Raw genomic sequence first — 13399 nt, 5'->3', positions numbered from 1 at the left:
CGTGGCGCAAGCCGTTCTGGGATGGGCCGCTCTAACAAAAAATATCGTTTAAAAATAAATACTTGCGACAATCATTTTGCGATGTGCAATGCGGGGCGACATTGCGAAATGGCGAATTTGTGCCACGCACCACGATTTTTTACGAAGCAAGCGGTCATGCCACATCGTGAAATTTTCGGGCTTGAGGGCGACACGAATAACAGCCGGTTCGCCGCGCTGCCTAATTTCGAGGCATCGCGTGCGGATTCAGGGCAGCACACGGTTCAGAAAACCCAGCAGCACGCGATTGAATTGCCCCGGTCTTTGCAGCGGCGCGAAATGGCTCACGCCGGGCAGCGCGATCAACGCGGCACCGGGAATCGTGCGCGCGAGGTAGTCGGCGTGTTCCGGCTTGATGAACTCGTCGTGTTCGCTCTGCACGACGGTAACCGGCACGCGGATCCGGGCCAGATCGTCCGCACTGTAGTTGGGTTGCGTGCGCATCATCTCGCTGACCGCGCCGACGAATGCGTCGAACTCGTCGGGCGTCGCCGATAGCTGCGCGTAGTCCTTGCGATGCCGGCTGAAGCAACGGTCGATCAGCGGTGTCGGCACGAACGGCAGGGTGCCGCCCGGATCCATGTTGCAGCCGAAGAAGAACACGCCCGCTACGCGTTCGGGCGCCGTGCCGGCCAGTACCAGCGCGACGCATGCGCCGTCGCTCCAGCCGGCCAGCGCGGCCCGTTCGAGTTGCAGGCGGTCCATCACGGCCAGCACGTCGGACGCCATCGATTCGTAGCGGTACGGCTGCACGTCGCGGGTGCTGCGGCCGTGCCCGCGGCTGTCGATGACCACGACGCGGTACCCCGCGCCGAGCAGCGCCGGAATCTGATAGCCCCAATTGCCGCCATGGCCGAGGCCGCCGTGCAGCAGAATCACCGGGACACCCGCGCCGTAAGACGCGTACCAGATTCGCGCGCCTGCATGCTCGACCTGGCCCTGATCGTTCGACGCCGGCAGCGGCGCGGCGCCGTGCGCGTCGAAACGGACGAGGTCGTCGTCGTGCGTGTGCAGGAATGGATCGTCGGTCATGGGCGTCTCCGTCACGTTACGCCGGGATTGAATCGCAAGGGTGCCACCGCGCGCGTTTGAATCAACCTAGCTACGGGATTTCGCTGGCGCGCCGCCGTCGAGGCGGCAGGCAGCAGGCAGCAGGCAGCGCAAACGCCTGCAGAGCGCGGACTCGCCGGGCGTCGAACGCAAAACGCTCGCCGGTTTCGCTCAGCTTCGATATGCCCCCGTCCCGACCGCGCGCGACGGCACCGTTGCCAGCAGATTGACGGCCACCCGCCGCGCCCGCTCCCGCTCGTCGGCGCTCAGTGCCCCGCTGACGCGTTGTTCGACGGTACGGACCGCATCGGCATACATGGCGTGATGGGGCTCGGCCGCGAAGCCGGCCTGAGCACGCTGAAGCCACGCGTCGCCGAGCGCCGTGTCGCGCATGACGCCGTCGCCCAACAGATAGCGCATGCCGATCTCGTACTGCCGCAACGTGTCGCCCTGCAGGGCTTCGTTCAAGGACGACAGGGCCGCCCACGAAGCCAGGCCGGATTCGGTCGCGTCGTTCGAGGCGGACGCGTGCGAACCGCTGGTGGTACCCATCGCACCCGGATCGGCGGCAACGGCGAGCCACTGCATCGAGCGGCCATCGAGCGCGTGCACGTCCCCCGCGGCCTCCGCGCGCAGCGCAAGCGCGATGCTTCCCGCGTTGGATCCGAGCGCTGCGGCTTTGCGATGCCAACCGAGCGCCAATGCATCATTGCGCGGCACGCCGTTGCCGATCTCATACAGATTCGCGAGATCGCTGGCGGCCTCGCCGGAGCCGGCCGCTGCGGCTTTTTCAAGCCAGCCGCGCGCAACGCCGACGTCCGCCGGGACGCCCCAGCCGCGCAGATAGGCTTCGCCGACCATCGCCATGGCGGCAGCCGAGCCGGTGTCGGCGGCCCGGTTGGCCCACGCCAGCGCCTCCCGGTCATTGCGCTCGCTGCCGAGCCCGGTGAACAGATGCCACGCCAGCGAACTCTGCGCCGAGACATTGCCTTGCTCCGCCGCGAGGCGGAACCAGTAGACCGCTGCATTGAAGTCGGCGGGGACGCCGCGGCCCAGATCGTACGAGTCGCCCAGCATCGACTGATAGACCGCGTCGCCGCGACTCGCGATACGCCACTGCCAGTAACTGCTATCGCGCTCCGGCGTCGTGTCCGCAATGCCGACGGCGAGGCGGCGCATCGCGAACAGATCGCCGGCCTGCGCGGCGGCGCGGCACCAGCGCTGCGCCAACTCGGGATTGCGCGCCACGCCGGTGCCGTTCGCATAGGCGAGGCACAGCACGCGTTGCGAGGCGAGATCGTTCGATTCGGCGCCGCGCGTGAACCATTTGATCGCGGTCGGCTGATCCGGCGGCATGCCTTGGCCCTTCGAGTAGACCGTGCCCATCGCGGTATAGGCCGGCGCGAAGTTTTGCGCGACCGCCTTGACGAGCCACGCCTTGCCGTCGGTTTCGGCCGCGTCGTGGTTCGCGTCCTTGCCCCCATCCGCCTGACGCTCCAGCAGATACAAACCCAGGATGGTCTGCGCCTGGGCATTGCCGGCCCGCGCGGCCGATTCCAGATAGCGCTGACCGAGCACCGCGTCGCGCGGCACGCCGACGCCGTACATGTATTGCCAGCCAGCCTGACGCGCTCCGTCGACGTTGCCGAGATCCGCGGCCTTGCGATACCAGACCAGCGCTTGGGCCTTGTCGACCGGCACGCCGTCGCCGGTGAACAGCATCCGGCCGATCATCAGCGTGGCTTGCGGATCGCCGCGCTCGGCGCCGGTATGGGCGAGCCGGAACGCGAGCGCCGGATCTTTCGGCATGCCGAGCCCGGCGTCGGCGAGCGACGCCAGGTTGAACGCGGCAATGCCGAGTCCCTGGTCGGAGGCGCGCTGATACCACTGCCTCGCTTCGTCGAGATTGCGCGGTTCGCCTTCGCCACGCTGCAGCATGGTGCCGAGATCGTTTTGCGCCGCCGCGAGGCCGGCCTGCGCCGCGCCGCGCATCCAGCCGATGGCGGCGTCGAGATCCTTCGGCCCGCCGATGCCCAGCCGGTACTCGACGGCCAACTGGAAGCGCGCCGTCGCATCGCCTTCCAGCGCGGCCTTGCGATGCCATGTCCGCGCCAGCGCCAGGTGGCGCGCCGTGCCGGTGCCGCCCGCGTACAGTTCGCCGAGCCGGCGCTGCGCGTAGACCGAACCGCGGCTCGCCGCGTACGCCATCAGCGCAAAGCCTTTTTTCTCGTCGCGCGGCACGCCTGCGCCGGCCACATACATATCGGCCAACACCGCGTGCGCCTCGAGATGGCCGCGCGTCGCAGCGATGTTGATCCAGCCCGCCGCGTTCTGAACATCCCGCTTCAGACCGGTGCCGCGCAACAGCGCCATGCCGAGCAGGAACGCGCCGTCGGCATCGCCGCGTGTTGCGCCCTGAATGAACCACGTGACGCCGCCCGCGACGTCGCGCGGCACACCGGCCCGGCCGTCGAACAGGATTTGCCCTGCGTTGGAAGCGCTGTGCGACGAGCCGTGGTTCGCGGCCCGCACGAACTCGCCGTAGGCCGAGGCGTAGTCGACCGCGCCGCCTTGGCCGGTGTAGTCCATCAGGCCGAGCAACTCGGCCGCTAGGCCGTCTCCCTGGTCCGCCGAGAGCGTCAGCCAGCGCCGCGCGGCGGCGTAGTCTTTCGGCACGCGCGTGCCGTCGCGGTAGAGCGAGCCGACCACGCGTTGGGCGCTGCGCGAGCCGTCCGCAGCGCTCTGCTGCAGCATCGCGAGGCCGGTGTCGGACGGCGGCATCGCGTAGCCGAACAGCATCATCTGGCCATAGATGGCGCGCGCGTCGAGGTTGCCGGCCGCCGCTTCCGTGCCGCACGACGCGAGCAGTTGCGCGGGCTTGGCAAGCGGCGAGGCCGCCCATTCCTGGCTGGCGCCGAAGCGCAGCGCGCACGCCGTGGTCGGATCGCTGAACGGCAGGACCGGCAAGACCGGGAAGGGGCGCGGTAGACGTGCGGCGTCCGGCGCGGGCGCTTGCGTCGCGCTGGCACGCACCGGCGCGACGGCGGCCGTCAAGGCCGCCGCGCTCAACGTGAGCGACGCCAGCAGCGCATGCAGTAAAGAAAGCCGCGGCGCGGCTATCGCGCTCACGCGCCGCCTCGCCGTGCCATCGTCCACTCCATGGTGCCGTACGGCTGGAGGTCGTTCAAACGACCGACATACGCGTGTGCCGCCGCGTCGTCGTGCTTCACGTAGCGCTCATAGGCCGCGGCGACGAACCAGGTCTCGGCGAGTCCGTTCTGAATCTGCACGGGATTGCCGAGCGAGGTGACCTGGCTGTACACCACGTCGATCGGAAGCTTGCCCTGCATGTACAGCAGAAGTCCGCGGCGATACGTGGCGTTGGCCGTCGGCGCGGTGCGCCGGATATAGTCGTCGAAGTACGGGCTGGCCGGCGCCGCGCCCGCGCTTTTCGCGCGCACGTAGAGATACATCGTCGCCATGTAGTCCCGATCGTCGGCGTCCGCGCCCTTCGCGCGATCGGTCAGTGCGTCGATCGCTTCGGACCATCGGCCTTGCTGGATGTAGGCCATCGCGGCCGTGCCCGAGACCTCGCCGTATTTCTGATAGATAGTGAACGGCGCGGCCGCGGCCGCGGCTTCTGCGTGAGCTTGCCGGCGCAGCGGCGCGGCTTCCTTCAGCGCGTCGTCGGCGCGATTCGACGAAAGCAGCGTCGTGACCTTCGACTGTCGGTAGTCGATGTTGTCCGGGGCGAGCGCGATGGCTTTGTCGATCGCCGTGAGCGCTTCGGCATGCTCGCCCAAATTGTCCGTGAAGGCGGAAATACTGCTATACGCCTCGGCCTTCGCCGCGGTCGTGGTGGCTGATTTGAGCTGCTGGCGGCTTTGTTCGAGGAGTCCGGCCAGCATGTCGTGCAAAGGATTGACGCTACCGAACGGATGACGCCGTTGCTCGGCGGGATCGATACCGAGCGAGGCCAGCTTGGCGCGCGTCGGCGCGTCGATCTGCGCGTCTAGCGCCCAGCCGGCGAATTGCTGGTAGTCGGCCCGAGCGCCCGCTGCGTCGCCGGATGCTTCACGCTCGGCCGCGCGTTTGCGATAAGGCTCCGCGAGGTACGGGTTGGCCGCGATCCCTTTGCCGAACGCGTCGAGCGCATCCTGGTGCCGCCCCAACGCTGCCAATGCTGCGCCCACTTCCAGATAGTAGGACGCGCGAAGCGCCGGATCGATCACATGCGGCGCGTCGAGCGGCGTGAGCGTCGCGAGGCTCTCCTCGTTGCGATGATTGGTTTGATACAGATGCGCAAGCACGATCAGCTGAGCGTCGCTGGGTTTCGGCGTGAGGTCCAAGGCGGCGAGCTGCGCGTCGAGCGCGCCGCGATCGTCGTGACGCGCCATATCGAGAAACGCCAACTGTTGCAGCAATAGCGCGCGTACCGCGACCGGCAGGCTGTGCGACGTAAGACATTGGCTGGTAAGTCTGGCCGCGTCGTCCAGATGACCCGCCGTCGTTTCCGCCGCGCTGCGCTGGCAGGCGACCAGCACGTCCGGCGGCAACGTTGCGGCCAGGTTGGTGGCCGCGCCGGTTTGCGGGCCGGGCGTTGCGCCCGGTGTGGCTGCCGCCGGTTGCACCGGGTTATGCGCGCAGGCGCTCAGGCACAACGTGGTCAGCATGGCTGCCACGCGGCGGTCGAGTGTGTTCTTCATGGTCATTTTTCGTGTGGTGAAGAGGCGAGCGTTCAGTTCAGGTAGTCCACGCCCCCACAACCCTAACGGCACAAAAACGAATAGCTTGAGGGACGCGATCATGAAAAAACCCGGCACGCGGGCCGGGTCGGTTTCAGTGCTGCGAGGGTTTCAGACATCGCAAGCGTTGCAGGCCAAACCTCACGCCTTTCAGCTCGACGTGTACGCCACGTACGGCCCCGCGCCGCCGCCCGTCGACGAGCGACCGGAGATGCCGTAGAACACGTGCCGCCCGTAAAAGAACGGCAGACCGAAGTCGAACTGGCCGGCCATGGAGATGCCGATGTTGTTGAACGCGTTGTTGCCCGACGCGCTCAACGTCAACCCATTGGCGATGTTGAAGCCCAGCGTCGCGTTGGCCGGACTGGTCGAGCTCAGCGTCGTCGTGCGGCCCACCGTCGCCGTGGGCGTGAAGTAGCCGCTCAGGAAGTCGTGAGCGATCGTCGTATCCGGGAAGAACATCACCGTCGAACCGGAATCGAAGAACGTGCTGGCCAACGTCGTGCCGTTATAAGTCGACGTGAAGTTGCTGTTGATATCCGTCCTGATCAACGTCGCGCTCGTGCCGGCCAACGTATTGTTGGCCTGCGTGTCGATGCCGAACACGAGCGTGCCCTGAGCCGACGCGCTACCGCTATCGGACACCTGCGCCATCTCCAGAATCAAGCCGTTGTTGTCCTGCGCGAAGTACGAGACCGGATTGGCGACCTGGCCGCTCACCGGTACCGTGGTGGCGGTGCCCGCGTTGGTGTAGTAGTGCGTCGTCAGCGGCGCGATGGCGCACGCCGAACCGCAGTCCGTCGGGCTTACGCCGATGCCGAGAATGCCGTTCGCGCCGACATTGGCGGCGGTCGACATCAGACGGCCCACCTGGCATTCGGACGGCGCGGCCGTCGTCAGCGCCGGGTCGCCGATCACCTGGATCGGCAGCGTCGAGGCGACCTCACCGGACAGCGCGAGGTCGGCGGTATGCACCGTGCCCCACGTATAACCGCTGCCGAACAATGCGCATTCGGCGAGCGGCAGGCTGCTGGCCGTTTCGGTGCCGAACGTGTTGAAGGTCGCATCGGGAATCGCGGAACGCACGAGGCGCAGCCCGTACGAACCCGTGTCGACCAGCACGTTCGGAATCGTCACGCAGTTGCCGGTGGCGTTCGTCCCGGGCGTGCAGAGCTTGATGCTGACCATCGGCTGGTTGTGAATGCCCGTGCCGGTGACCGTCACCGCCATCGTGTTGCCGGGCCCGACCGCGGTCGGCACGGCGGACGCGTCGGCTGCGAGCACGTTGGGCGCCGAACTGTTCGACGGCGGGTTCGAGGGGCCATTGGTCGTGCCGCTCGAAGGCGGGTTCGAACTGCTACCCGAGGTCGACGAATTGGTCGCCGTGTTGCCGCTGCTACCGCCACCACCCCCACCGCAGGCGGCCAGACTCAGGCCGAGCGCCGCGGCAATAATCCATGCGATTTTGCGCACTTGTATTCTCTCGATTGATTGCTGTTGATTTACTTGATGTCGTCAGCGCTCAGGCCTTGCGGCAGCGCTTGCGGCAAATAGGCACGGCCCACGAAGGAGCCCATGTGCCCGCCCGTCTCCACGACCAGCCCCGTCTGGCGCACGACTGCGGCGCCGTAGCCGCCGCCTTGCGTGTCGTGCGCGTCGGTGAGTGCCTGAACGTAAGTCGGGAAGTAAGTGGCGAGCAGCGTCTTCAACGGCGGCATGGTCGGACCTTGCCAGCTCAACGCGAACACGGTGTTCCCCGCCGTGATGTACTCGTTGACCACCGTGCCGGACGGCAGCGTCGTCTGGCTGACCGTATAAGCCGGCGTTGCTGCGTTGGCGCTCGCCGCGAAGCGCGCGACTGCGGCGCCGCCCGGACTGGCCGCGCCCGCGTTGGTGCTGCTGGCCGTCACCGGATACGTCGGCGCGCTGCCCAACGCCGCGTAAGCAGGCGCGACGGCCGCGAACGCCGCCGCCGCCACGACGGCGATTCCAAATTTACTGGTTATCATTTTTGGTTTTGCGGAAGTTTTTCGGAAAATACGCGCGAGCTTGCCCTCGCGCTCGCGCGACAAGAAGGTTAGCGTGCGGTCGAGTTTTTAGATTTAACGAATTGAGAAGCGAATCCGCTTCTGTTTGAAATTGAAAGCTTGGCTATGCGGAAAGCAAGCTGGACCAATTGATGCGTAGTGAATAACACGTCGACGCGCGCATGATGACGGGCGTTATTGTCGTGCGCTCAGACGGCGAACGCTCAGCGCGGCAACGAGGCGTCATGCGCCCGACGCAGTCGTTCGCGGCTGTTGCTCAGATGCATGCGCATGGCGGCGCGCGCGTCGTCCGCGTCCTGCCGTTCGATCGCGCGGTGGATCATCTGATGCTCGGCCAGCACGTTGCGCAAATGCTCGATATGGTCGAGCTCCGCGATCTCGGCGGTGCCGAGTCGAGTCCGCGGACTCACCGAGCGGCCTAACTGGCTGAGCACGTCGAAGAAATAGCGGTTGCCGCTGGCACGCGCAATCTGCAAATGAAACTCGATGTCGTGCGCCACGGTGTCGGTGCTGCCGCGTTCGAGTTCCGACTCGAAGCGTGTCAGCGCGGCGTGCATCTGCTTCAGATGCTGGTCGGTGCGCCGTGCAGCGGCGAGCGCGGCCGACGCGGCTTCGACGTCGATCCGGAATTCGATGATCGCCATCACGTCCAGCATGCTGGAGAGATCGGCGGTGGGTAATTGCAGCCGTTCTTCCGACGCGGGCGCGAGCACGAAGGTGCCGATGCCGTGCCGTGTCTCGACCACCCTCGCGGCCTGCAGGCGCGAGATCGCCTCGCGGACCACGGAGCGGCTCACGCTGAGCTGCTTCATCATGGCGACTTCGGTGGGAATGCGGTCGCCCGGTCGCAACGCGCCGCGGCGGATTTCGTCGGAAAGGGTGGCCACCACCTTCTCAGTTAGGCTGCTCATTTCTGTGGCTTGTCGGCAAATCGGCTGAAAATGCGCGCGTTGCGTGCGCGAGAGGTCGTACGACGGTTCTGCCCGGCCATCATAGCGCCGCTCGGCGGCACGGACGATCCCGCGACCGAGATCTTAATCTGCCCATGGCCGGAGATACATCATATTATTGTCATCAGACGTCTTGATTCAACGACGAACGAACTACAGACAAGTCGGCGTAATCCGTGATAAATCCCTGCTGGATGGCGCCTTAAGCGGACAAGGGTAAACACCGCATTGGAATCGTTCGGCCTCTCCATGTAGACTGTCGTCAGACAACATATCACGCGTTTCCCGCACTCTGCATTGCTGCCCGAATGCGCCGCGTTGTGTTCGATCAGGCCACCCGAGTGGCCGATACTGGAGACAACCTTGACCTCTGCTCTTGCCCCGGCCGCCGATCCGCTCGAATCCGCGGTTTCCAAAGTCAAACGGCACGTATTGCCGCTGTTCCTGATCATGTTCATCGCGAACTACATCGACCGCGTGAACATCGGCTTCGTCAATTCGCACATGCAGACGGACCTGGGCATCGGCGCGGCGGCTTATGGTCTGGGCAGCGGGTTGTTTTTCATCGGCTATGCGTTGTTCGAAGTGCCATCGAACGTGCTGATGCAGAAGTACGGCGCGCGCGCGTGGCTCACCCGCATCATGGGCACGTGGGGATTGGTGGCGGCGGCCATGGCGTTCGTCTGGAACGACACGTCGTTCTACGTGCTGCGCTTTCTGCTCGGCGTTGCCGAGGCGGGCTTCTTTCCCGGCGTGGTGTTTTATTTCACCCAATGGCTGCCGCAGAAAGATCGCGGCAAAGCCGTGGCGGTTTTTCTTGCCGGCTCCGCGCTCGCCTCGGTGTTGTCGGGCCCGATCACCGGCAGCCTGCTGTCGATTCGCGGCTTCGGCCTGCACGGCTGGCAGTGGATGTTCCTCGTCGAAGGCGGCTTCTCGATCGTGCTGTGCGGCGTGAGCTGGGTGTTGCTGAAGTCGCGCATTCGCGACGCGTCCTGGCTCACGGCCGAAGAGCGCAGCGTGCTCGAAACGTCGATCGCCACGGAGCAGGCCGAACGCGAGGCGCACGGCGGCGCGCATCTGCCTGCCATGAAGCTGCTGAAGGACCCGCAGATTCTGCTGTTCTGCTTCCTGTACTTCGCGATTCAGTTGACCATCTACGCCGCGACGTTCTGGCTGCCGACCATCATCCGCAAGATGGGCGGCCTCTCCGATTTTCAGGTCGGCATGCTCAACGCGATTCCGTGGCTGATCGCCATGGTCGCCATGTACTGCTTCGCGGTGCTGTCGGCGAAATGGCGCTTCCAGCAGGCGTGGCTCGCGGTGGCGCTGGTGATCGCGGCGTGCGGGCTGTTTGCGTCGACGTCGGGCAATCCGGTGCTGTCGTTCGTGGCGATCTGTTTTTCGGCGATCGGTTTCAAGGCGGCGGCTTCGCTGTTCTGGCCGATTCCGCAGGGCTATCTGGATGCCCGCGTGGCGGCCGCGGTGATCGCGTTGATCAACTCCGTGGGCAACCTCGGCGGCTTCTTCGCGCCGGCCACGTTCGGTTATCTGCAGCAGCACACCGGTTCGATTACCGGCGGTCTGTACGGCCTCGGCGTGGCGTCGCTGGTTGCGGCGGCGGCGGGCTTCCTGACCCGCGACCGGCGCGTGAATCGCGACGTGCTGGCGGAGCCGGTGCATCGCAACGCGCACTGACTACACTGATCGCTCGCGATGTTCGTCATGGGTCACGCTACTTCTTCCTTTTGTCCGCCGGCTGTGTCTAACGCGAGCGCTACCGCTATTGCGCGCTACGCCGTTCACTCGCCGGCTCACTAACTCACTCACTTACCAGGCTCGAGATCATGTCCACGCAACCCACTCAATCGAACGCGACGCCGACCGTCACGGAACTGCGCGTCGTGCCCGTCGCCGGTCGCGACAGCATGCTGATGAATCTGAGCGGCGCGCATGGCCCATTCTTCACGCGCAACATCGTGATTCTGCGGGACAGCGCGGGGCACATGGGCGTCGGCGAAGTGCCGGGCGGCGAGAGCATCCGCAAGACCATCGACGACGCCCGGCCGTTCGTGATCGGCCAGTCGATCGGCAATTTGCAAGCGATCCTGAACAAGGCGCGCACGCAATTCGCCGATCGCGACGCAGGCGGCCGCGGCTTGCAGACCTTCGATCTGCGCACCACCATTCACGCGGTCACCGCGCTCGAAGCCGCGTTGCTCGATCTGCTCGGCCAGCATCTCGGCGTACCGGTCGCGGCGCTGCTCGGCGAAGGCCAGCAACGCGACGAAGTGGAAATGCTCGGCTATCTGTTCTACATCGGCGACCGCAATCAAACCGATCTGCCGTATGCGAGCGGCGCCGACGGGCGCGACGACTGGGAGCGCGTGCGTACCGAACAGGCCATGACCCCCGAGGCGGTGGTGCGGCTCGCCGAGGCCGCGCAGGCGCGTTATGGTTTCAACGACTTCAAGCTGAAAGGCGGCGTGCTGCCCGGCGACGCTGAAATCGAAGCGGTCACCGCGCTTGCCGAACGCTTCCCGAACGCGCGCGTGACGCTCGATCCGAACGGCGCGTGGTCGCTGGCGGAAGCGGTGCGCCTGTGCCGCGATCAACACGACGTGCTGGCTTACGCGGAAGATCCGTGCGGCGCGGAAAACGGCTATTCGGGCCGCGAGGTGATGGCCGAATTCCGTCGCGCGACCGGCTTGCCGACGGCGACCAACATGATTGCCACCGACTGGCGTCAGATGGGCCACGCGATCCAGTTGCAATCGGTGGATATTCCGCTGGCCGATCCGCATTTCTGGACCATGCAGGGTTCGGTGCGCGTCGCGCAGATGTGCAACGAATGGGGCCTCACGTGGGGCTCGCATTCGAACAACCACTTCGACATTTCGCTGGCCATGTTCACGCAGGTGGCGGCCGCGGCGCCCGGCAAGATCACCGCGATCGACACGCACTGGATCTGGCAGGACGGGCAACGTCTGACGCGCGATCCGTTGCAGATCGTCGGCGGCAAGGTCAAGGTGCCGCAGACGCCGGGTCTGGGCGTCGAGCTGGATATGGATGAGCTCGACAAGGCGCACGCGCTGTATCAGCAGCATGGTCTCGGCGCGCGCGACGACGGCGTCGCGATGCAGTATCTGATTCCGAACTGGAAGTTCGACAACAAGCGCCCGTGCCTCGTGCGCTGATCGGTAAAGCCGGGCCGCTGCTGTCGGAGCGGCCTGTGCCTGTGTCGGCGTAGTCGATGTCGACGCAATGAAAAAACGCCGCCGGTTCGAACCGGCGGCGTTTTTCGTCGTGCTGATGCTCGCGTGACTAGCCGATGGCGATTACTGGCAAGCCTTGCCGTGATCCGCGTGGTAGCCCTTCGCCTTGGCGTCGGCTTCGGACATGTACGAGCCTTGCTTCGTCTTACCGTAGTACTTGTCGCCGGAGCAGTGGTACACCTTGGTGCTGGTATTGACCCACACCTTGCCGGGGCCGCCACCTGCCGCCGGTGCGCTGGACGACATCGCGGCCATCGGCTTCGGTGCTGCCGCCGGTGCCGAGGCGGCGGGTGCTGCTGCCGCTGCCGGGGCGCTCATCTTGGAAGCCGCTTTCTTGTCGACGCCGCCGTGACCACGGCAGGCGCCCTTCATCGTGGCGCCCGAGTAAGAGGTTCCGTCTTTACAGGTGGCGCTCACGGCGCCCGACGACATGGCGGACGCCGCCATCGGCGCGCTGGCTTGCGCGAACGCGGTGGAGGATGCGAAGGCGGCACTCAGCGCGAGAATCAGGAACGGCTTATTCATTTCGTAGCTCCCCAAGATAAGCACGAAGGTTACGTGCGTTCTCCAGAAACGTTAGCCATCCCGATTACGTTGACCGTATTTCGATCCCATGAGGGTATTTGACAATTGAGCCGTGAGATCAGCCCGACGCCCGCGCAGGCAAGCCTGGCGGGCGACACGAGCCGGGGCCGCCGTTCGCGACCGGCTTAAAGCAGGGATTTCCCCTGGGCGAGAATTTTGTCGCAAACCTGTTTGGTGACCTGTTCCTTCAGGCCGCCGCCGCTCAGATCCACCTGCTGACCGCTGCCGCTGCTGAGAATGCCTTTGGCGCCCTGGGTATAGCCGCTGTCCGAAGTGGACGAGCCGCCCGGCAGTTTGCTCATCAGCGAGTCTTTAACCGACGACGCGCCGTCGCCGCTGAGGTAGTTGTTCTTGATACAGAACTGCAGCACACCGGCGACGTTGCCGGTACTGCCCGAGGTCACGGATTGACCCGACAGCGCGCCGCCGAGGCCGCCAAGACTGCCGAGTCCACCACCGGACGAACCGCCCGAGTTGCCCTGTTGAAGCAGATTGCCGAGTTGCGCGTTGGCCGCCGAAAGTGGCAGCAACGCGGCGAACAGAATCCCTGCGGTTGCGGCCCGATACGTGCGCGCTTTCATCGTGCGCTCCTTCTGAGGATTTGAAAGAGCTTCTACTATAGGTGCGTTTCGGCGGCCCTACTGTTAAACCTTGGCGACACCCGAAGCGTGCTGCCGGCGCCAGCAGCAATCGTGCCGCGCCTCGCGCCG

General features: G+C 65.6%; 10 protein-coding genes. 2 read left to right on the top strand and 8 right to left on the bottom strand.

Annotated elements, in window-relative coordinates; genetic code table 11:
• Positions 1 to 246: 246 nt before the first annotated feature.
• The 6 genes from BX591_RS11160 to BX591_RS11135 form a co-directional block, all read right to left on the bottom strand.
• Complete coding sequence (locus BX591_RS11160; RefSeq protein WP_111931184.1) at positions 247 to 1071, bottom strand: alpha/beta fold hydrolase; 825 nt, start codon at positions 1069 to 1071, stop codon at positions 247 to 249.
• A gap of 189 nt (positions 1072 to 1260) precedes the next feature.
• Positions 1261 to 4218: a tetratricopeptide repeat protein gene (locus BX591_RS11155; protein ID WP_111931531.1), complete on the bottom strand. Its 2958-nt coding sequence runs from the start codon at positions 4216 to 4218 to the stop codon at positions 1261 to 1263.
• The gene (locus tag BX591_RS11150) at positions 4215 to 5795 is read right to left on the bottom strand and encodes a tetratricopeptide repeat protein (protein ID WP_111931182.1); all 1581 of its coding nucleotides are present in this window, start codon (positions 5793 to 5795) and stop codon (positions 4215 to 4217) included. The genes BX591_RS11155 and BX591_RS11150 overlap by 4 nt, the downstream gene beginning before the upstream one ends.
• Positions 5796 to 5984: 189 nt before the next feature.
• Positions 5985 to 7307 (bottom strand): DUF3443 domain-containing protein, encoded by a 1323-nt coding sequence (locus tag BX591_RS11145; RefSeq protein ID WP_111931180.1) that lies wholly within the window; start codon positions 7305 to 7307, stop codon positions 5985 to 5987.
• Between the two features lie 29 nt (positions 7308 to 7336).
• Positions 7337 to 7843: a DUF2844 domain-containing protein gene (locus BX591_RS11140; RefSeq protein WP_111931178.1), complete on the bottom strand. Its 507-nt coding sequence runs from the start codon at positions 7841 to 7843 to the stop codon at positions 7337 to 7339.
• Between the two features lie 242 nt (positions 7844 to 8085).
• A complete protein-coding gene (locus BX591_RS11135) occupies positions 8086 to 8793 on the bottom strand; it encodes a FadR/GntR family transcriptional regulator (RefSeq protein WP_111931176.1) in 708 nt (235 codons plus the stop codon).
• A gap of 402 nt (positions 8794 to 9195) precedes the next feature.
• Between BX591_RS11135 and BX591_RS11130 the strand changes: the two genes are divergently transcribed.
• Both BX591_RS11130 and gudD read left to right on the top strand, forming a co-directional pair.
• Positions 9196 to 10527 (top strand): MFS transporter, encoded by a 1332-nt coding sequence (locus tag BX591_RS11130; protein WP_111931174.1) that lies wholly within the window; start codon positions 9196 to 9198, stop codon positions 10525 to 10527.
• Positions 10528 to 10676: 149 nt separating this feature from the next.
• Positions 10677 to 12026: a glucarate dehydratase gene (gene gudD, locus BX591_RS11125; RefSeq protein WP_111931172.1), complete on the top strand. Its 1350-nt coding sequence runs from the start codon at positions 10677 to 10679 to the stop codon at positions 12024 to 12026.
• Between the two features lie 141 nt (positions 12027 to 12167).
• Here gudD and BX591_RS11120 read toward each other — a convergent pair whose 3' ends face one another.
• Positions 12168 to 12629 carry a hypothetical protein gene (locus BX591_RS11120; protein WP_111931170.1) on the bottom strand — a complete coding sequence of 154 codons (462 nt, stop codon included), beginning with the start codon at positions 12627 to 12629 and terminating at the stop codon, positions 12168 to 12170.
• A 185-nt stretch (positions 12630 to 12814) separates the two neighbouring features.
• The gene (locus BX591_RS11115) at positions 12815 to 13270 is read right to left on the bottom strand and encodes a YjjA family protein (protein ID WP_111931168.1); all 456 of its coding nucleotides are present in this window, start codon (positions 13268 to 13270) and stop codon (positions 12815 to 12817) included.
• Positions 13271 to 13399: the final 129 nt, after the last annotated feature.

It is taken from the genome of Paraburkholderia bryophila (assembly GCF_003269035.1).
Taxonomy (GTDB): Bacteria; Pseudomonadota; Gammaproteobacteria; order Burkholderiales; family Burkholderiaceae; genus Paraburkholderia; species Paraburkholderia bryophila.
Note: the sequence above shows the minus strand (reverse complement) of the source record. Positions and strands in the feature narration are given on the sequence as shown.

Coding starts and splice junctions, on each gene's coding strand:
- BX591_RS11115 (WP_111931168.1), bottom strand. CDS start 13,270: ATGAAAGCGCGCACGTATCGGGCCGCAACCGCAGGGATTCTGTTCGCC.
- BX591_RS11140 (WP_111931178.1), bottom strand. CDS start 7,843: ATGATAACCAGTAAATTTGGAATCGCCGTCGTGGCGGCGGCGGCGTTC.
- BX591_RS11150 (WP_111931182.1), bottom strand. CDS start 5,795: ATGAAGAACACACTCGACCGCCGCGTGGCAGCCATGCTGACCACGTTG.
- BX591_RS11160 (WP_111931184.1), bottom strand. CDS start 1,071: ATGACCGACGATCCATTCCTGCACACGCACGACGACGACCTCGTCCGT.
- BX591_RS11120 (WP_111931170.1), bottom strand. CDS start 12,629: ATGAATAAGCCGTTCCTGATTCTCGCGCTGAGTGCCGCCTTCGCATCC.
- gudD (WP_111931172.1), top strand. CDS start 10,677: ATGTCCACGCAACCCACTCAATCGAACGCGACGCCGACCGTCACGGAA.
- BX591_RS11135 (WP_111931176.1), bottom strand. CDS start 8,793: ATGAGCAGCCTAACTGAGAAGGTGGTGGCCACCCTTTCCGACGAAATC.